Below are 19188 nucleotides of genomic sequence, written 5' to 3'. Positions count from 1 at the left end.
ACGGGTCAGGGACCGCATGGCTTTACGGCCCCTGCCCTTGGATCAGACTTTGTTGAACAGGCCCAATTGAGCGATTTTGCTGAACGCCAATTGCGACGCCTGCAGCATCGTCTGCTGCATGGTCAGGCGCACCAGCACTTCAGCCGAGTCGGAATCACGGATGGCCGACTGGGTCTGGGTGTTGGCCAGGACAAAACTCTGGTTGGTCTCGTTCTGGGTATCCAGCGCCTGCCCACGCCCACCGACCGAACTTCGGGCGCTGGTCAACTGGTCAGTACCGCTGGCGAGGTTACCAATACCCGAGGCCAGCGCCGCGTTGAACTTCTGCAAGCCGATGCTATCGCCGTCAACCGGTGTGTTCAACGCTGTCCGCAGTTGGCTCACGGTGTCCAGGATGCTCTGGTTCTCGTGAGTATTGACCGCGATGTTGAACTGGTCGTTGGCGCCGGGTGTACCGTTGAGGGTAAAACTCACGCCGGAAGCGGTGGCGACGTTGCCGGCCAGGGTCCCGCTGGAAACAGGCTGGCTGTTTGGGGTCAATGGTGCCGCGTAAAGCTCGAAATCGGTGGCGCTGGTGAACTTCAGCACGGCCGAGCCGGACGGGAAACTGGCGTGGTAGGCCACCGGATCAGTGACCGAGCTGCCGGTGATTTCCGTTGCGTTGGAGTTGCTCGGGCTGCGACCCGCGACGAAGGTATCGGGTTTCGCCGCCAGGGTGAATGTATGGCCGGGCAATGCCGTGGCAGGATCGTCGCCGGCCTTGAGGTTGACGTTCAAGGTCAGGTCGATGCCGCGAAACTTCACGCTCTGCCCGGCCTGGGAGTTCGGGTCGATCGAGCCCCCCTGGCTGGCCTCGGCAGTCACGTCGTTACCCGACGAATCGGTGATCTTCAGCTGGGTACCGCTGACGAATTCCACCGTGTACGGCTCGCCGCTGCGGAACTGGTTGTTATAGGCAACGCTGGAGTTCACCTGGCCGTTGGAAAACACCACGCGCCCGTCGTCCACCGCAGGGGCGGTCATCGTCATCTGGCTGCGGCTGGTGTTGATGGCTTGTTGGAATACTTCCCACCCGGTGCTGTTGGTCGCCATGGACATGGTGTCGCCAACCGGCAGGTCGAGGGTGGTCTGATCGCCGTTGTAGCTGTAGGTGCCATCGGTGTTGCGGGTGAACGGTACGACATCGCCCTTGGAGCCGGCGAAGATGTACTTGCCGTTTTCGTCCTTGGTGTTCATCAGGCTCAGCAACTGCTCTTCGATCTGGCCCAGCTCCGAAGCATTGGCTTGACGGTCGGCGTCGGTGAGGCCGGCGTTACCGGAGCTCACGGCCAGTTCCCTGGCACGCTGCAGCACGTTACCGATGCTCTCCATGACCGCCTCGGTGGTGCCCAGGGTCGCCTTGATGGTCTTGGTGTTGGTCTCGTACTGCTCGAGCATCGCCGCCTGGGTACCCAACTGCAGCAGACGCGAAGCGCCCACCGGATCATCGGCCGCAGTGTTCACGCGCACACCGCTGGAGCTCTCGTCCATGGTCTTGAGGACTTTTGCGAAGTTCCTCTGGTAGTTCGCAGCCGAGGTGTCATAAAACTGGGTGGTGGAAATTCGCATGGGCTACGACTCCTTAAAGACTGTTGATCAAAGTGCTGAAGATTTGCTGCGCCGCCTTGATGATCTGCGAGGACGCGGTGTAGTACTGCTGGAACTTCACCAGGTTCCCGGTCTCTTCATCCAGGTCGACGCCGGACAGCGAATCGCGAGCGTCCGAGGCGTTTTTCAGGATCGCGCCGGTGGCGGCGCTGTCGAGCTTGCCCTGGGAGGCCTTGGCACCGACGCCCTCGACCAGTTTGCCGTAGGCATCGCTCAGGGAAATACCTTTGCTGTTGCTGTTGGTGTCGACGGTCTTGCCGGTCTGCAGGTTGGCCAGCTCGGTGCCGTTACGGTTGTCCAGGCTGCCGGCCTGGGTGAGCGTGACGTTGATGCCGGCACCTTTGGTCGGCGAGCCGGCGATCGTCATCTCAAAGGCGACCGTGCGTTGTACCGGCGGGGTCGCGCCATCCGTGATCGGGTTGCCATTGGCATCCTTAAGCGGAATGGTCAGGTTCAAGGTGTTGCTTTCGCCGGGCTTGATCGAACCGGCACTGATCTCGTTACCCTGGGCATCGAGCAACTGGTACGGCTGGCTGGTGCCGTCGGCGGACGGATCACCGAACACCACCTTGACCGGCGTGGACGTCTTGATGCCATTCTGGATAATGGTGGTGGTGGCGGCGTCGTAGATGTCCAGCTCGGTCGTCAGGGTCGGCTGGCCGCTGGCCGGAATGGTCAGCGTGCCGCTGCCGCCGGGTGCGATGGCAGCGCCCAGCGGCGCGGCGATCGCCAGCCGCTTGGAGTCGGTCATCTCGGTCTTGATGCTGGCCGCCGCGTTGCGGGTCGGGGTCAGCTTGAACGAGTCGCCGGTTGCCGCCGTGCCGTTGACAAATTTCATCGAGAAACCGTCGATTTCCGGCGGTGGATTGGTCGTGGTGCTGAAGCTGCCCATCGACGTACCGTCGGGCAGGCGCTGCACGGTGTAGTCGGTGCCGCTGGTGAAGGTGACCTTGTAGTCATTAGTGCTCAGCTTGCCGGTGTCCTTGATGGCCACTTCGAAGTTGCCGGACCCGGTGCTGTTGTTCAGCGACGCCACGCTGCGCTGGCTTACCTGCGCGGCGCTGTTGATATTGGAGAACAGGTTGGAGCCAAAATCACCGTTGCGGTCGATGCCCGAGGCCTGGATGGCGTTCATCTGGTCGGCAACGACCAGGGCCACGCGCCCCAGCTCGTTCATGGCCGGGTCGAGCACGGTGCTGCGGTAGCGCATCAGGCCGCCGATCTCGCCGCCAGTGAGCACCGAAGTGAGGTCCATGACGCTGGAACCGCTGTTGAGCTGGATGCCCAGGCGTCCCGGATCGTTCTTGTCCGGCGAGGTTTCCAGTTTGTTGACCGTGGTGCCCAGCACCAGGGGCTGGCCGGAGCCCAGGTAGATGTCCAGGCTGCTGCCATTTTCCACGACCTGGGTGCCGGTCAGGCTGGACATCTGCCGAATGACTTCGCCGCGAGCATCGAGCAAGTCGTTGGGTGCGCCACCGCTGTTGGAAACCTCGGCGATTTTCTTGTTCAACTGAGCCACGGTATTAGCCAGGCTGTTGACCTGCTCGACCATGGTCTTGATGTTGCCGTTGATGGTCTCGCTCTGTTTGTTCAGCTCGCTGGCGACGGAATTGAACCGGGCGCTCATGGCCTGGGCATCGCTGAGCAGCAACTGGCGGGACGCATCGTCGCCCGGCTTGGCGTTGACGTTCTGCACCGAGGCGAAGAACTTGGTCAGGGCACCATTGAGGCCGGTGCCGGTGTCCGACAGCAGCGCATCGAGCGGGGAAATCTGCGACTGGTAGGCCGCCGCGTCGCTGTTGAGCGAGGTGGTGGTCTTCAACTGCGCTTCGAGATAGGCGTTGTACACCCGACGCACGTCAGCCAGGGTGGTGCCGGAACCGATGAACACGTTGCCGTATTGATTGGACGCCTTGGTGCCCTGCACGGTCTGCTGGCGCGAATACCCATCGGTATCGACGTTGGCAATGTTGTTACCCGTGGTTAACAGGGCGAACTGACTGGCCGACAGGCCCGACATCCCTATGTTGAGCAGACTCATGGTTCAATCCTTATAAAATCGTGGTAGCGCTTGCCGAAGCGAAGTTCTGTGGACTCGTCATCTGCCGAGCTATCTGCGAAATCTTGCTGGCGTAGTTCGGGTCGGTGGCGTAACCGGCCTTCTGCAACTCGCGTACAAACTGTTCCGGGTTATCGGCCGACTTCAGCACAGCTTGATAGCGACTGTTGCTTTGCAGCAGATTGACCAGGTCATGGAAGCTGTCGCGGTACGACGCGTAGGAGCGGAACTCGGCGGTTTCCTTGACCATCTCACCGTTGCGGAACTCGCTGGTGATTGCCCGCGCCGAATCGCCCGTCCAGTTCTTGCTGGCCTTGATGCCGAACAGGTTGTGACTGCTGCTGCCATCAGGCTGACGCATGACCGATTTACCCCAACCGGTTTCCAGGGCGGCCTGGGCCACCAGGTAACGCGGATCGACACCGATGCGCTCGGCGGCCTCCTTGGCCATCGGCAACATCGCATTGACGAATTCATCGGCATCGCGGAACGCTTTGCGGGCCGGCGCCAGTGGCGGTTGTGCCACGGCGCGCCCATAAACCTGTACCTGCCCTTTCGACTCGGAATCCTTGAGCGCGGCCAGCCAGTCACCATTGGCCAATTCGCCGGTGGCCGGCTTGACGGCGGCAACGGCGCGGTCAGGCAGGATGTTCTGTGCGGGCGCCTCGGTCGAGGCCGCAGCCGCAGGCACCAGCCCGGCGAGCAGGCGGTCGGCCAGTTTCGGCGGCAGCGCCAGGCGACGCTGGTTGAGCAATTCCATATCGTTGCGGTGCACGCCCTCGCCTGCACCTTGCGGCGCGTTCACGGCCCGCGAAGCCCACAGCGGGCGCTGGCCATTGGTGCGGGGCAAAGGCCCGTCGGTGGGCAGCGTTCCGGCGGCCACCGGCGTTATAACCGGCTTGGCCACCTTGTCCAGCGCCTCTTGCTGCTTGGCGGCGGACAACGTCGCCGCCTCACCTGGCGCCGTCGGTTTGTTCTTCGACATCTGGCGCAGCAGCACATCTGCCAGGCCGATACCACCGCCCTCGCGGGACATCGAAACGGCCAGCTGCTGGTCGTACATTTCCTGATACTGCTTGGCTTCGGCAGTATTCATCGGATTGTCCTTGCCCATCGCTTCGGTGGCCGAACGCATGGACTTGAGCATCTCGCCAAGGAACAGCGACTCGAACTCCTGCGCCACCTTGCGCAGGTTACCGTCGCTGTTCTTGTCGCCGACCTTGAGCTGGTTCAGGCGGTTGAGGTCCGAGTAGGACCCCGAATCGCCGCTGATCAAAGCGCCCTTGCGCATATCCATGGCTCGTTCCTTAAATCACGATCAGGTCGGCTTGCAACGCGCCGGCCTGCTTCAAGGCTTCGAGAATCGCCATCAGGTCGCCCGGTGCCGCGCCGACCTGGTTCACCGCCCGGACGATCTCATCCAGGGTGGTGCCCGGGCCGAACTTGAACATCGGCTTGGCTTCCTGTTCGGCATTGACCCGCGAGCGCGGAACCACGGCGGTCTGGCCGTTGGACAATGGCCCCGGCTGGCTGACGATCGGGTCTTCGGTGATGGTCACGGTCAGGCTGCCGTGGGTCACGGCGGCCGGCGAAACCTTGACGTTCTGGCCGATCACGATGGTGCCGGTGCGCGAATTGATGATGACTTTCGCCACCGCCTGGCCCGGATCGACCTCGAGGTTTTCGAGGATCGACAGGTAGTCGACGCGCTGGCTCGGATCCAGTGGCGCGGTGACGCGAATCGAGCCACCGTCGATGGCCTGGGCCACGCCTGGGCCGAGCATGTCGTTGATCTTGTCGACGATGCGCTTGGCCGTGGTGAAGTCGGAACGGTTGAGGTTCAAGGTCAGGCTGTTGCCCTGGTTGAAGCCGCTCGGCACGGCACGTTCAACCGACGCACCGCCGGGAATACGGCCGGCCGACGGAACGTTGACGGTGATCTTCGAACCGTCACGCCCCTCGGCATCGAACCCGCCCACCACCAGGTTGCCCTGGGCGATTGCGTAGACGTTGCCGTCGATACCCTTGAGCGGGGTCAGCAGCAAGGTCCCGCCACGCAGGCTCTTCGAGTTACCGATGGACGAGACAGTGATATCCACTTGCTGGCCGGGCTTGGCGAACGGCGGCAGGTCGGCACTGATCGACACCGCCGCGACGTTCTTCAACTGCACGTTGCCGGAGCCGGCCGGCACCTTGATGCCGAACTGCGACAGCATGTTGTTGAAGGTCTGCAGGGTGAACGGAGTCTGGGTGGTCTGGTCACCGGTACCGTTCAGGCCCACGACCAGGCCGTAGCCGATCAACTGGTTGGAACGCACGCCGGAAATGCTGGCGATGTCCTTCAGGCGCTCGGCTTGAGCGGTGAAGGCTGCCGACATCACCAGGGCACCGATCAACAGCTGTTTAAGATTCAACTTGATCACCTAGAAAGGGAACTTCGGGCTGAGGAAGAAACGGTCGAACCAACCTGGCTGACTCGCATCGGCAAAGGCACCAGTGCCCGAATAGGTGATGCGCGCATCGGCCACGCGGGTCGACGGAACAGTGTTGTCGGTGGAGATGTCATCGGCGCGGACCATGCCGGCAATACGCACCAGCTCATCGCCGGTATTGAGCGTCAACCATTTCTCGCCGCGCACGGCGATGATGCCGTTGGGCAGTACATCGGCGACGGTCACGGTGATCGAACCGGTCAGGCTGTTGCTCTGGCCAGACTGGCTGTCGCCCTTGGAGGCGCGGTCGGAACCGTAGCCGGCGTTGAGGCTCAGGTCGCCGCCACCGATCGGGTTGTTGGTGGTCAGGCTGGAGCCGAACAACGACGTCAGGCCGACGCTGGTCTGGCTGGTCTTGTCGATCTGCGAGTTGGCGTTCTTGCTGGCCTGGGTCCGCTCGTTCAAGGTGATGGTGATGATGTCACCGACCCGGAAAGCCTTGCGGTCGCTGTACAGGTTCTGTTCGAAGCCAGCCTGGTAGATCGAGCCGTTATTGGCGGCAGCCGGCAACGGCGTGCGTGGCAACACCGGAGCGTAATACGGGTCATTGGGCTTGGGCGTTGGCGCGACACAGCCCGCCAGCGCGGTAACCCCACTCAATGCCAGAACAGATACAAAGCGATTCATGACCCTACCTCTTGGTGTTGCAGGCGACCCTGGGGCCGCCCTATCTACCTAATGACGGATTTAGCGACGTATTACAGGTTCTGCGTGACGAACGAGAGCATCTGGTCGGCGGTGGAGATCACCTTGGAGTTCATCTCGTAGGCGCGCTGAGTGGTGATCATGTTGACCATTTCCTCGACGGTGCTCACGTTGGAGGTTTCCAGGGTGTTCTGCAGCGTAGTGCCGAAACCGTTCAGGCCCGGGGTGCCGACTTGCGGCGCGCCGCTGGCGGCGGTCTCCAGGAACAGGTTGTTACCCACCGCCTGCAGGCCGGCCGGGTTGATGAAGTCAGCGGTCTGCAGGTTACCGATCACCTGTGCGGCCGGGTTGCCCGCGATGGTGATGGACACGGTGCCGTCACGACCCACGGTGAATGTCTGCGCATCGTTCGGGATGACGATGGCCGGCTCCAGGGCGAAACCGCTGGCGTTGACGATCTGGCCGTTGGAGTCGAGGTGGAAGGTACCGTCACGGGTGTAGGACGTGGTGCCGTCCGGCTGCAGGATCTGGAAGAAACCGCGACCGTCGATGGCCATGTCCAGCGGCTGCTCGGTGGTTTGCAGGCTACCGGCGTTGAAGTTTTTCTGGGTGCCGACAATCCGCACACCGGTACCCACTTGCAGGCCCGACGGCAATTCGCTGTCCTGGGTCGACTGGGCGCCTGGCTGGCGTTTTACCTGGTAGAGCAGGTCCTGGAACTCGGCGCGATCACGCTTGAAACCCGTGGTCGAAACGTTCGCCAGGTTGTTGGAAATAGTGGAAAGGTTGGTGTCCTGGGCGGACAGACCTGTTTTGGCAACCCAAAGAGCCGGAAGCATTCGATTCTCCTCATACGCCTGTTTTTCGGCGCAGCGCTGTAATTAATGATTAGATCTGCAAGACCCGAGCCATGGCCTCATCGCCTTCTTTGGCGGTGGTCATCATCTTGACGTGGAGCTCGAACTGCTTGGCCAGGGCCAGCACCGAAGTCATCTCATCCACGGCATTCACGTTGCTCGCTTCCTGGAAGCCCGACACCAACTGCACGTTGCCATCGATGGGCGCCGGCTGGCCGTCCTTGGAACGGATCGAGCCGTCCAGGCCCTTGGTCATGGTCTTGAGGTCCGGGTTGACCAGCTTGATGCGGTCCACCTCAGCCATCACCCGTGGGCCTTCACCCATGGCGCGGATGCTGATAGTGCCGTCCTGGCCGATTTCGATTTTCTGCTCTGGCGGCACGGCAATCGGACCGCCGTTGCCCATCACCGGCATGCCGTTGCCGGCGCGCAGCACGCCAAGGGCGTCGACGTTGAGGCTGCCGGTGCGCACGTAGCTTTCGCCACCGTCGGGGTTCTGCACGGCCATCCAGCCCGGCCCGCTGACCGCCACGTCCAGTTCACGGCCGGTTTCAATCAGCGCACCCGGAGTGAAATCGGTAGCAGGCCGTTCGGACATGGCAAACGCCCGCGCCGGAAAGCTGTCGCCGAACACCGGCATCGAACGTGCCTGCTCCAGGTCTTTCTGAAAACCGTTGGTGGAGATGTTCGCCAGGTTGTTGGCATGGGCCCGCTGCGCCAGTGCGTTCTGGCTGGCGCCGGTCATTGCCACATAAAGGTACTTGTCCACTGTCGTTCCTCTGCATGCCGGACGTTTGCCGTCCACTGCTGTGTTGCAGAGCCTTAAGCAATTAGCAGACCAACTTTTTTCTGGCGGGCCCAGGCCCGTAAAACAAAGGGCTCTGGGGTTTAAGCGGACATTGGGGGGTGGTGCCGAAGTCGAAAAACCGGCGGTGTCATGCCGCTAAGTGGCAAGCGCAGCCAAAGCATTGCCAAGTACATCCACTACCCGGTCTTGCTGCTCAGTGGTCAAACCGAGCCACATCGGCAAACGCAACAGACGCTCGGAATAACCGTCGGTGATGTCCATCGAGCCATGCACACGCCCATAGCGCACGCCTGCGGGGGATGAGTGCAGCGGCACGTAATGGAACACCGGATAAATGGCGTGCCGCTTGAGCTCATCAAGAATGGCCTGGCGATCCACCTCAGGGGCGAGGAGTACGTAGTACATATGCGCGTTGTGCTGGCAATCTTCAGGAATTATCGGGCGACGCAGCGCTCCTTGTTGCTCGAGGCCTGCCAGCGCCGCGTGGTAATGGTCCCAGATTGCCAGGCGGCGGTCGGTGATGGCCTGGGCGTCTTCCAACTGGGCCCAGAGGAAGGCGGCGGTCATTTCGCCGGGCAGGAACGAGGAGCCCACCTCCTGCCAGGTGTATTTGTCCACTTCGCCCCTGAAGAAACGACTGCGGTCGGTGCCTTTCTCCCGGATGATCTCGGCTCGCACCGCCATGGCGGGATCATTGACCAACAATGCCCCGCCCTCCCCCGAAATCACGTTCTTGGTCTCGTGAAAGCTGAAGGCCCCGAGGTCGCCGATACTGCCCAGCGCACGACCTTTGTAGGATGACATCACCCCTTGCGCGGCGTCTTCGACGATCGCCAACCCATGCTTTCGCGCGATCGCCAGGATGCTGTCCATTTCGCAGGCCACGCCGGCGTAATGAACGGGCACGATAGCCCTGGTCCGCGAAGTGATCGCCGCCTCGATCAGGCGCTCGTCCAGGTTCAGCGTATCAGGACGTATATCGACGAAGACCGGCACCGCGCCGCGCAGTACAAAAGCGTTGGCCGTAGAGACGAAGGTAAAGGAAGGCAGGATGACTTCGTCGCCGGGCTGGATGTCCAGCAGCAACGCGGCCATCTCCAGGGCAGCGGTGCATGAATGGGTGAGCAATGCCTTGTCGCAACCCGTGTGCGACTCCAGCCAGCGGTGACAACGCTTGGTGAACGGGCCATCGCCGGCGAGCATGTTGCCGAACTTGGCCTGGGCGATGTAATCCAGTTCCTTGCCGGTCATGTACGGGCGGTTGAAGAATATCGTTTCGTTGCTCATTGCAAACGTCCCCAGGTGGGCAGGGTGATGGGTGGCGCATAGCAGAAAACCTCAAACCGCACTGATCCGCCCACCTATCTGACTGCCTGTTTCAAGATTTTCGTAGAAGTATGGCGTGAACCCGGCCCTGTTCATGGCCTGCTGGGTTTCACCGATATCGTAGTCAACCCGGTGCAGGTTGAACGCTTCACCGTCCCAGGTCGCGAAACCCGCACGGGGATCACCATCACGGGGCTGGCCGACCGAACCGGGGTTGCAATAGACCTTGTCCTGCCCGCTCCACAAGTACTGGACATGGGTATGGCCCGAGGCGAAATACCGCCCGGGGAAAGGCGCGAAATACGCGTCTGAGGGCCGCACGTATTCGTCCAGCGGATCGTTCCATCCGCCGTGGACGATGCTCAACTCTTGCTGCGTCGAGCGCTCCGGGAGCGAGCCCAGCCAGGCCAGGTTCTGTGAAGTGATGACGCCCCGCTGGTAGTCCAGGCAGGCATTGGCGCTGTTGGAGCGAGGGCATCGCTCATTCCTCGCCAGGTACCAGTCATGATTGCCCATCACGGAAAAAATATTCCGCTCGCGCAAGGCCTCGCAGCACTCGTTGACTTGGCTGTAATAACCGGCCGTATCGCCCAGGCAGATAATTTGCGATACACCCAGCTCATCCAGACTGGCAAGCACCGTCCGCAGGGCACTGTAATTGCCATGGACGTCAGAAATGATCCCGATCATAGATAACGAAGTCCTCTATATAACGAACGGCGAAGCCATTGCGGATGGCTGGCTGGCTGGGCGTCTTGCCGTCGAGGTAATAATCCAGGCACATCGCCGCCTCGTTGTAGCCGAATGCGCGACGTATCGAACTGGTCGAGGATATTCGCGGATTGATCTCCAGCAGACTCCATGAGCCGTCGCTGCCACGCCGGAACTGCAGGTTGGTCGGCCCCACCGGTTTGAACGCGCGGCACAACCTGATCACCGTCCGGTCCAGCGAGTCATCCTGATACACCCAAGCCTTGGCGGTGGACCCGTCCGAGGCCAGCCTGCGCTGGAACGCGATGATCGGCCCGGCATCGCCCCGACCATCGCCAAACGCCGCCACGGTGAATTCGTCGGCCGCGCTGCCAATAATCGGTTGCGCCATCAGATGGTCGCCGAGTAGCGCCGCGTGAGGCGTGAAATCGCGCTCCTGGTGAACCCAGACCAGCCCTTTGGAAGCGTAGCTCCTGCGCGGCTTGAGCAGGAACGGCAACCCCAGAGCCGCCTTGAGCGAGTTAAAATCCCCCGACAGCAGGCTCGGAATACGACTGAGATCACCAAGTTCCCGCAGCGCCTGGTCCATGGCCCACTTGTCCCTGGAAAGCTCAATCAGGTTCTGGGTGTTGAGCACCACCTGGCAGTCGAATGTGGCCAATAACGCTCGGTTGTCGGAGAGCCAGTGGATGTCCTGTTCGATCCCCGGGATCAGCAGATCCACCTGGTGCCCGGCCAGTGTCTCGCCCAGCCATCGGCCGTACTCCGGGGCGGAGGTCAACGGGGCCTGCACGAACACATCGCTCCAGCCGCGACCAACCGCGTCGTCGTAGATATCGGTGCCGACCAGGTGCACGCAAGGGTCCGCCGCACGCAACGACTTGAGCAGGCCGTAGCCCATGATGGCGCCTACGCCCGTCACCATGACGGTCTTCATGACAGATTCTCCCGCTGCGCTCTCATCAACTCGAAGCCTTGGCGAACATCTACTCTCGGAGTGAAACCTATTTGTTCGTACAGGTCATGGGCGCAGACGAAGGGCGGCAGATCGGGGATGTCGCTTTTGTCTGGCAGGAAGCGCACATCCAGCGGGTTGCCAAACGCCTCGAATGCGGCCTGGGCGATTTCGGAAAGACGCGGAGATTCTGGATGGCCGCAGTTGTACAGGCCAACAATGCCTTTCTCCGCCACCCGCCCGCAGACCTCGGCGAGGTCACTCAGATGCAGGTAGTTGCGCCTGGCGTCGTTCTTCCCATACAACTGGACGGTTTGCCCCGCCTGAGCCTTGTCGGCGATAGCGTATAACAACGGTTGGTGCGGCCGGCACTGCTCGCCGCTGTCGTAGACCTGGCTGATGCGCAGGATGCTCAATGCCATGCCCCGTTCCTGGCAATACAGGCTCGTCACTTCTTCAGCATGGCGTTTGGAAAGCGAATAGATGCCAAAGTAGGGATCCGTCGGCTGATGGCTGGCCCAACGCGACGACAGCAGAATGAAATGATGCGCCCCACATTGTTCGGCCAGGCGACAGGCAGCCAATGCACCGGCACTGTTGACCCGTTCGGCGCGAATCAGATCATCTGGCTGGCTGCCGCCGAAATCAGCCGCTGCCAGCACAACCACGTCGAAGCGCTCGTCGCAGGCGCAGGGCTGCTGGCTATTCAAGTCAAAGGCAATATCGGCGTCTCGGCGCCCCGCCAATTTGACCGGGCCATGGCGCGACAACGCCTGGGCGATGGCCTTGCCGATGACCGAAGTACTCCCTATGACCAGGCTTTTCATGACGGCGCGACTGTCGCTTCCAGCATCATTGCACAACACAGCTCTGGATAATCGATACCCACGGTGCACATGGCCTGGATGATGTCCGGGCTCAAGTTCAGCTCTTTCAATTGCCCAGTGGTGAAGGGTTTGAGAAATACGCCTTCCTTGCGCACAACCTGGAGCCCGGCGGCTTCAAGCTCCGCGGTCAGGGTCTGTAGTGAGTAGCTGCGCACATGACCCAGCTCAAGATCACCACCGCCCAGCGCCGTCATGTCGCCAAGCAGCCCGGCAGCATGACCGAATCGCCGATGCAGGGACTCGCCGTTGGGAACCAGCACGAAGCAACGACCACCGGGGGCAAGAAAACGCTTGAACCGTTGCAGTACAGTCTGTGGATCATCGACATGTTCAAGGATAAAACCCATCACGATCAGATCGAAACGCTTGTCGGTGTCAAATGTCTCGAAATAACTTTCAACGATCTCGGCCGCATTGTCCGGGTATTGGGTCTTGAACTGGGCGATGACCGAGGCAGAACCATCGATGACTGTGTGCTCACTGAAGAACTGCGAAAAGCGCTGGGTGCTGAAACCATGGCCTACACCCAGCTCCAGCAGGCTTTGCGCCTGGGTACACAGCGCCATGATGCGTTGGGGATACCAGTTAAGAATGATGTTGTTGTCGTACGCGTAGCCAAAGCTGTCGCTGTAGGCTGCGATGAAGGTATCGAGATCGTTGCTCATGTCACATGCTCTCCGCTGAGTGACCAAGGTCATAATTAATAGAGATCAATCGGCTAACCAGGCTCGGCGCCAGGCATCCAGGCGCTCGCCTTCGAGCAGCCACTGCGCACGCACGCTCGACTGCAAGGCGTCCCCCAGGGTCGCAGAGGCCTCGCGGTCATCCAGATGCAAGCGAATGGTGCGGATCCAGTCTTGCGCCTCGTTACTCACCCGGGACAGCGGCAACACCTCACCGCCGATAAAACCCGGCACCCGGCTGCAAATGACCGGATGGCCGCAAGCGGCATGCTGCAGGACACGCAGGTCCCCGGAACAGGCGTTGCCCAATGTTTGCGCCATGGGCACCAGCGCCAGATCCAGGTTCAACGCGGCCAGGGCCGTCGCCAATTGCTGCTGCGCGACACTCGGGTGCAGCTCCTTCAGGAAAGGTTGCAGTGCCACGGGGCAGTCACCCAGCACCACGAAATCCACTTCGCCAGCGAACGCAGGCAGCACCCCGGCCAGCAACTCGGCATCCTTGCCACCCAGCCAGCCCAGGCGCGGCTTGGCGCCGATGCGTCGCTTGCCTTGTACACGCCCCCAGGCGGCCGGCAACAGGGTTTCCAGCACACGGATGTCGTCGTGCTGGCCTTGCAACAGTTCGGCCAGCTCAGGTGTGGGCACCAGCACCCGATCAGCCTGCATCATCCCGAACCGCAGGCGCTCGAGCAGCTCATCGGCGGAGTAATCACCCTTCAATTCCATCTGCGGCAGATAACCGTCCAGGTCGTAGACGGTGAATGCCTTGGAGAACGCTCTCAGACGGCTCAGGGCCAGCAACCCGGCATCATCCAGCGGACGCTGCAAAACCACGGTGGTCGGAGCCAGACGCTCGATCTCCACCGGCGACAGCAGGCTTGAAACAGCCGCGCCTTCGACCTGGCCCGCTTCAACCAATGTGCTGAAGGGCTGGACCAGTCGCGAATAAGCCCCCACCTGCTGGTCAGTGACACACACCAGCACCCTCGGCACGCTGCCTTGCAGCGGGTACCAACACAGGTCCTTGTTCTCGCGGACAAAACCTTCGCCTGTGCGCAGCGAAAAGTTGGCGTTGTAGACCGGGTCGCGGGCCAGCTGCGGCAACCAGCGGGCGAACAACGCCTCTTCCTGCTCGCTGTTGGCACGGGTGGTGTCTGGCAAAGCGTCCATCAACAGTCGTGCGTAAGGCGTCCAGACGTTCAGGTAACCGGCCTGCTGCAACTTCAGGCACAGGTCGACATTCGTCCAGGGCGCCAACAGCGGATCGGTATCGAAACCACCGGCCTCAAGGAACAGCGTTCGCCCCAGCATCAGGCATTCGCCGCCGACCGCGGAGCAGTTCTGCTCAAGCCCGAGCCGGCCCATGTAACCCTCGGCCTGGGCTGACAAGCCTGCAAAAGCCCGACCGACAATGCCACCCAGCCCCAACACCAGACCCGCCTGGCGTAGGCGCCCCTGGCTATCCTGCAAGGTGCCGCCCACCGCGCCGACTTCCGGGCGCTGGGCGTGATTGAGCAAGGCTTGCAACCAACCCGGCTCAAGCACAGCGCTTTGCGCATCGAGCCAGAGCAGGTACTCGCCGCGTGCCTCTTGGGCCGCCGCATTGCACATCGCCGCACGGGACTGCCCCGGCATGAAACGCAACGCCTGGAAACGGCCTGCGCCCATTTGCTCGACCAGGCCCAGCCACTCCAGCAAGGCGGGATCGTCGTTGCCCGGCTCAATCAGCAAGACCTCGAAATCCACCGCATCAGTCTGCGTCAGCAGGCTTTCCAGGCAGCGCTGGAAATTCCCCAACTGGCCTTCCAGGTAGATCAGGATACTGACCGAAGCCTGCCGCTCGTGACCGTAATCGATACGATAACGACCCGGCGCGTTGTCCAGTGCAACGGCTCGCGCCTGAGCGTAGCCACGCGCCTTGAGATGCGCGTCGATGACCGCGCGCTCATCGGCGCATTCCGCCTGGCGCACCTCGTTGGCGATCAACAGGGGTTCGCTGACGTGGCCAATGCTGCCCAGCCCTTGCTCGCTGATCAGGCGCAATTGGTAGGCCAGTTCAAAAGCTTCACCGCAGGCAGGGTCAAAACCGCTCAAGCGCACCAGCGCCTCACGACGGAACATCCAATGACGGCAAAGCCCGGCCGGAAACGCCAGGAGCAGATCCAGGTTCAGGTCGGGCCGCAACGACAGGTCGACCACTCCGCTCATACGCAGTGCCTCGTCGGCGTACACCGCCAGGCAGCTGTCAGGCGCATCCAGCAGATTCTGAGCCGTCACCAGCAGCCCCGCGGCGGTGAACTCCTCGCCCGCATCAACCAGCAGGAACCAATCGGTCTGGATGCCTTCGAGCAAGCCATTAATCGCTGCCGCCGGTTGCCGCGGATCACAGGCCAACCACTGGACGTTGGCACGCACCGGATCAACATCCCCCGTCACACACACATGGATGCGCTGGTACAACTGGCGATCCAGGCTGTCGAGGGTGTGAGCCAGCGCCAACTGATTGCCGTTATCGCGGACCAGGACCGTGAAGCCAGGCGCCGCCGCGTTCGCCAAGCGCTCATTGACCAGGCGTAATTGCTGCGCCGTCGGGTAGCGTTGGCGCAACCAGTCAAGCGCGCCCAGACGGTTGCCAACCGCTTCTCGGGAGGCGGTTGCCTGGGTTTTCGTGATAAACACGTCCAACTGCTGCCAGAAAGAGGCGGTGCGTTCAACGTAGCGGTGCAAGGCCTCACCGAGGCCTGCACGGGCATGCTCCAAGGCGTCCGGCTGATCGGACATGGCAAAGCCGACACTGCCGAAGAAACTGTTGTCGAGCAGTGGCTGGTCGACACCGTGCCCTGGGATGAAGATCACTGGGCAACCGCACAGCACGGCCATCACGCACGTCATCGACCACTCGTAGCTGTACATCACCTCTGCGCTGCGCAGAACCTTGGCCAGCTCGGGCAGCGACAAAGGATTGGCCATGCTCAGCAGACGGATATCCGCTGGCAGCCGCGAGTAATCGATCTGATCCAGCGGGTGGCGGTTCTGGTAGAGGTAGCTGCCCTTACGCTCGGCTCCAGCGCCGACAGTCGAGAACATTTCGATATCGATCGCTGGCAGGCACAACAGGTCGCCGTCAGGGTCGCCACGGTGTTCGGCGAGCCTGGCTGCGTAATAGAAAAACAAATCGTTGGGCGCGGCGTCCATGCCTTTTCCCGTGAGGAAGCCTTCGAAATTGAGCAGGAAACGCGCCACCACCGAACAGTTGAGCGGATTGCCCGGGAACACTTCGGGATAGACCGCGATCGGCACCTTGCCCGCTGCAATATGGCGCTGCTTGATCGCGGAGCTGATCACCGGTGTCTTGAGGTCTGGATTAACCACTTCAGTGCCGCAGATGTAGGCCTCGCGACCACTGAGGTTGAGCATATGGCAGAGGTAGTGCAGCGAGACGACGCCCGACGACGATTCCCGGTAGGCAGGTGCCAGGAAGTAGTATGGATGCTCGGGTTTGGCATACATCAGCCGTAGACGCGCCAACGCCTGTTCGAGCGAATGAGCGTCCAGCTGCGCGAGGTTCGACATCGGGTGCAATCTCCAGAATCAAATCAAAAGGGTGTCACTGGCAAAGGCACCGTCAGGCAGCGCCTTTCCCCAGAAAAGCCGATGCATCCGCGCCGGTGTTGAACAACAGGTCGATGACACTGACTGCATGCTGGAAGTCGCCGTAAACCTGCGGATATTCGGGATAGCCGGTATAGGTCATATACGAAATCTCGATACCGCTGGCGGCAAAGGCGGCTTCGTCGAGGTAATGACTGGCCGCGGGTCCCGAGAGGTATTCGCTGGCGCCAAGGGTCTGGCAGAGGTGGATCAGGCGCTCATTCTTGCCCGCCACACCACCCAGTTCCTCGGAACGGTAGAGCGGTGTATGAATGCCCAACAGGGGACACAAGCCGGCAATGAACAGCTGATTGATGCGGGTCAGGTGGGTAAAGTCGGCAGCCTGCTCGTAGAGCGCGCGAATTGGCGCCTCCATCTGCGCAAAACACGCCGCGCGCCGGTAGCTCTGCTCGATGGTCTTCCAGTGCGCGGCGGCCCAATCCGGACTGCTGACCTGGGCTTCATTGATCAACTGGCCGAGACGGCCCTTCGTCGTGACCGGGATGCTCAGCCAATGCTCGCCCTGGGCAGTCTTGATCTTGTTGCGGTTGCGCCAGTCGTTGCGGGTGTACTGGACGTCGTCATAGAGGATGAACGCATCGACGCTGCGGATCATGTCGAAATACCCCTTCCAGGGAATGTAGTTCGACTGCACCACAGCTATTTTCTTATGCATCCTGAACCTCACGTACGCAGCGGAAACCGGGGGCTCTGCCCTGTCAAAAAATCGCCACCGAACATGAATAAGCGGGGGACAGGACGGGATACAGCAAATCTCATACCAGCTGCTGCCAGCGAGCGCGCCCCGCCCGCTGTGGTTGCGCGCTAGGGCTCGGTCTTGCCCACCTCATACTCGCGCAGCTTATTGGCAATAGTCGTATGGGAAACCCCCAACCGCTTGCCCAGCTGGCGACTGCTCGGGTGTTCGGAGTACAAGCGCTCCAGCACCGCTTTCTCGAAACGCCCGACGATCTCGTCCAGCCCACCCTCCAGGGAAAAGTCGCCAAGGGGTTGGCGCACGCCGTAGTCCGGCAGGCGGATGTGCTCGGCCTTGACCTTTGCGCCGTCGCACAGGGAAACGGCCTGGAACAGCACGTTTTCCAACTGCCGGACGTTGCCTGGCCAATGGTAGTGGCTGAGACGTTCCATCGCCGCCGGGGCAAGCCTTGGCAGCGGACAGCCGATCTGACGGCTGGCCTGGTCGAGAAAATGTTCCACCAATGGCTCCAGCCCATCGAGGCATTCGCGCAGCGGTGGGATGTGCAACGAAAGCACGTTCAAGCGGTGGTACAGATCCTGACGGAATTCCCCTCGGGCGCAGAGTTCGGACAAGTCGACCTGGGTCGCGCAGATCACCCGGACATCCAGGTAGACCTCTTCGTCACTGCCGACGCGACGAAAACATCCGTCCTGCAAGAAGCGCAGCAGCTTCACTTGCAGGCGCGGGCTCATTTCCCCAACGCCGTCGAGGAACAACGTGCCTCCCGCGGTCAGCTCCAACAGGCCGAGCTTGCCTTCGGCCCGGGCGCCTTCAAAGGCCCCGGGGCCATAGCCGAACAACTCGGTCTCGGCCATGGACTCCGGCAGCCCGGCGCAGTTGAGCGCCATCAGCGGTGACTGCCCGCGCGGACTGGCCAGGTGACAGGCGCGGGCCAGCAGTTCCTTGCCGGTGCCGGTCTCACCTTCTATAAGCAGCGGCGCGTCCAGCGGGGCCATGCGCCGTGCCTCGCGAACCACTGCCGCCATCACTTTCGAACTCTGGAAAATGCTGTCGAAGCCGCGCAGCTCCTGCTTGCGCACATTGTAGATACGCTCGCCGACCCGGTCGGCGCGGTGCAGGGTCAGCACCGCGCCGGCCATGGCTTCGCTGTCGTCGTGCTCCGACTGCAGCGGGGCGATGTCCGCCAGGAACACATCGCCCTTGACCTTGACCCGCAGCCCGTTGATACGCGACTGGTTGGCGCGCACCAGCTCCGGCAAATCGAAATCCTCGGCGTAGCGGGACAGCGGGATGCCGGGCACTTCGTCGACCCGCACCCCGAGCAACTGCGCCGCCGCCCGGTTGGCCGCGACAATAGAGCCGCCCATGTCGATGGACAGCACCGGAAACTCGAGAGCGCCGAGCAAGGCGTTGAGCTCCATGTGCCGACGCTCGCTGGGCATCAGCCCTACCCGCTTGACGCCGAATACCCCGGCGATCCCTTCGAACTTCGGACGCAACGCCTGGAACTGGATATTGATCAGGTTCGGACAGTGCAGGTAGATCGCATTGCCGTGCTCGCCCCCCACTTCGCCACGAGCGACGTTGATGCCGTATTCCACCAGCAGGTTGAGGATGTCCCGCAGGATACCGATGCGATTCTGGCAATGGACTTTGATGCGCATAAGAGGACCCAGGTGCATATGAGATAGAAAAGCGCGCCATTCCAGCCCCTCTGTGGCGAGGGAGCTTGCTCCCGCTGGGCTG

At 61.7% G+C, this 19188-nt stretch carries 15 protein-coding genes; all 15 read right to left on the bottom strand.

Annotated elements, in window-relative coordinates:
• Window positions 1-42 precede the first annotated feature (42 nt).
• Window positions 43-1608: a flagellar hook-associated protein 3 gene (locus J3P89_RS07485; protein ID WP_434697163.1), complete on the bottom strand. Its 1566-nt coding sequence runs from the start codon at window positions 1606-1608 to the stop codon at window positions 43-45.
• Between the two features lie 13 nt (window positions 1609-1621).
• The gene (gene flgK / locus J3P89_RS07480; RefSeq protein ID WP_434697162.1) at window positions 1622-3688 is read right to left on the bottom strand and encodes a flagellar hook-associated protein FlgK; all 2067 of its coding nucleotides are present in this window, start codon (window positions 3686-3688) and stop codon (window positions 1622-1624) included.
• A 10-nt stretch (window positions 3689-3698) separates the two neighbouring features.
• Window positions 3699-5003, bottom strand: coding sequence for a flagellar assembly peptidoglycan hydrolase FlgJ (gene flgJ, locus J3P89_RS07475; protein ID WP_434697161.1), 1305 nt, complete (start codon window positions 5001-5003; stop codon window positions 3699-3701).
• Window positions 5004-5013: 10 nt separating this feature from the next.
• Window positions 5014-6084, bottom strand: a complete 1071-nt coding sequence (locus J3P89_RS07470) for a flagellar basal body P-ring protein FlgI (RefSeq protein WP_434574135.1) — start codon at window positions 6082-6084, stop codon at window positions 5014-5016.
• A 45-nt stretch (window positions 6085-6129) separates the two neighbouring features.
• Window positions 6130-6825, bottom strand: a complete 696-nt coding sequence (gene flgH, locus J3P89_RS07465; protein ID WP_434656453.1) for a flagellar basal body L-ring protein FlgH — start codon at window positions 6823-6825, stop codon at window positions 6130-6132.
• Between the two features lie 71 nt (window positions 6826-6896).
• Window positions 6897-7682, bottom strand: a complete 786-nt coding sequence (flgG, locus tag J3P89_RS07460) for a flagellar basal-body rod protein FlgG (RefSeq protein WP_434572605.1) — start codon at window positions 7680-7682, stop codon at window positions 6897-6899.
• 49 nt (window positions 7683-7731) lie between these two features.
• A complete protein-coding gene (locus tag J3P89_RS07455; RefSeq protein WP_305499560.1) occupies window positions 7732-8469 on the bottom strand; it encodes a flagellar basal body rod protein FlgF in 738 nt (245 codons plus the stop codon).
• A gap of 174 nt (window positions 8470-8643) precedes the next feature.
• A complete protein-coding gene (rffA, locus tag J3P89_RS07450) occupies window positions 8644-9795 on the bottom strand; it encodes a dTDP-4-amino-4,6-dideoxygalactose transaminase (RefSeq protein ID WP_434697160.1) in 1152 nt (383 codons plus the stop codon).
• Window positions 9796-9846: 51 nt separating this feature from the next.
• Window positions 9847-10524, bottom strand: a complete 678-nt coding sequence (locus J3P89_RS07445) for a metallophosphoesterase family protein (protein ID WP_434697159.1) — start codon at window positions 10522-10524, stop codon at window positions 9847-9849.
• Window positions 10505-11482: an ATP-grasp domain-containing protein gene (locus tag J3P89_RS07440; protein WP_434697158.1), complete on the bottom strand. Its 978-nt coding sequence runs from the start codon at window positions 11480-11482 to the stop codon at window positions 10505-10507. The genes J3P89_RS07445 and J3P89_RS07440 overlap by 20 nt, the downstream gene beginning before the upstream one ends.
• A complete protein-coding gene (locus J3P89_RS07435) occupies window positions 11479-12327 on the bottom strand; it encodes an NAD-dependent epimerase/dehydratase family protein (RefSeq protein ID WP_434697157.1) in 849 nt (282 codons plus the stop codon). The genes J3P89_RS07440 and J3P89_RS07435 overlap by 4 nt, the downstream gene beginning before the upstream one ends.
• A complete protein-coding gene (locus tag J3P89_RS07430; RefSeq protein WP_434697156.1) occupies window positions 12324-13052 on the bottom strand; it encodes a class I SAM-dependent methyltransferase in 729 nt (242 codons plus the stop codon). Before J3P89_RS07430 ends, J3P89_RS07435 begins: the two co-directional genes overlap by 4 nt.
• 45 nt (window positions 13053-13097) lie before the next feature.
• A complete protein-coding gene (locus J3P89_RS07425; protein WP_434697155.1) occupies window positions 13098-16643 on the bottom strand; it encodes a glycosyltransferase family 2 protein in 3546 nt (1181 codons plus the stop codon).
• 52 nt (window positions 16644-16695) lie between these two features.
• A complete protein-coding gene (locus J3P89_RS07420; protein WP_434697154.1) occupies window positions 16696-17397 on the bottom strand; it encodes a WbqC family protein in 702 nt (233 codons plus the stop codon).
• A 149-nt stretch (window positions 17398-17546) separates the two neighbouring features.
• Window positions 17547-19106: a sigma-54-dependent transcriptional regulator gene (locus tag J3P89_RS07415; protein WP_434697153.1), complete on the bottom strand. Its 1560-nt coding sequence runs from the start codon at window positions 19104-19106 to the stop codon at window positions 17547-17549.
• Between the last annotated feature and the right edge of the window lie 82 nt (window positions 19107-19188).

Origin of the sequence: Pseudomonas sp. Z1-14 (assembly GCF_051132005.1) — a bacterium.
Classification (GTDB): domain Bacteria; phylum Pseudomonadota; class Gammaproteobacteria; order Pseudomonadales; family Pseudomonadaceae; genus Aquipseudomonas.
The sequence above is the reverse complement of the archived record's forward strand: the minus strand, read 5'-3'. Positions and strand labels throughout refer to the sequence as shown.

Excerpts from the sequence above, each read along its gene's own strand:
- rffA (WP_434697160.1), bottom strand. The coding sequence starts at position 9,795 with ATGAGCAACGAAACGATATTCTTCAACCGCCCGTACATGACCGGCAAG.
- J3P89_RS07440 (WP_434697158.1), bottom strand. The coding sequence starts at position 11,482 with ATGAAGACCGTCATGGTGACGGGCGTAGGCGCCATCATGGGCTACGGC.
- J3P89_RS07425 (WP_434697155.1), bottom strand. The coding sequence starts at position 16,643 with ATGTCGAACCTCGCGCAGCTGGACGCTCATTCGCTCGAACAGGCGTTG.
- flgH (WP_434656453.1), bottom strand. The coding sequence starts at position 6,825 with ATGAATCGCTTTGTATCTGTTCTGGCATTGAGTGGGGTTACCGCGCTG.
- J3P89_RS07430 (WP_434697156.1), bottom strand. The coding sequence starts at position 13,052 with ATGAGCAACGATCTCGATACCTTCATCGCAGCCTACAGCGACAGCTTT.
- J3P89_RS07435 (WP_434697157.1), bottom strand. The coding sequence starts at position 12,327 with ATGAAAAGCCTGGTCATAGGGAGTACTTCGGTCATCGGCAAGGCCATC.
- J3P89_RS07415 (WP_434697153.1), bottom strand. The coding sequence starts at position 19,106 with ATGCGCATCAAAGTCCATTGCCAGAATCGCATCGGTATCCTGCGGGAC.
- flgK (WP_434697162.1), bottom strand. The coding sequence starts at position 3,688 with ATGAGTCTGCTCAACATAGGGATGTCGGGCCTGTCGGCCAGTCAGTTC.
- J3P89_RS07445 (WP_434697159.1), bottom strand. The coding sequence starts at position 10,524 with ATGATCGGGATCATTTCTGACGTCCATGGCAATTACAGTGCCCTGCGG.
- J3P89_RS07485 (WP_434697163.1), bottom strand. The coding sequence starts at position 1,608 with ATGCGAATTTCCACCACCCAGTTTTATGACACCTCGGCTGCGAACTAC.
- flgG (WP_434572605.1), bottom strand. The coding sequence starts at position 7,682 with ATGCTTCCGGCTCTTTGGGTTGCCAAAACAGGTCTGTCCGCCCAGGAC.
- J3P89_RS07420 (WP_434697154.1), bottom strand. The coding sequence starts at position 17,397 with ATGCATAAGAAAATAGCTGTGGTGCAGTCGAACTACATTCCCTGGAAG.
- flgJ (WP_434697161.1), bottom strand. The coding sequence starts at position 5,003 with ATGGATATGCGCAAGGGCGCTTTGATCAGCGGCGATTCGGGGTCCTAC.
- J3P89_RS07470 (WP_434574135.1), bottom strand. The coding sequence starts at position 6,084 with ATGTCGGCAGCCTTCACCGCTCAAGCCGAGCGCCTGAAGGACATCGCC.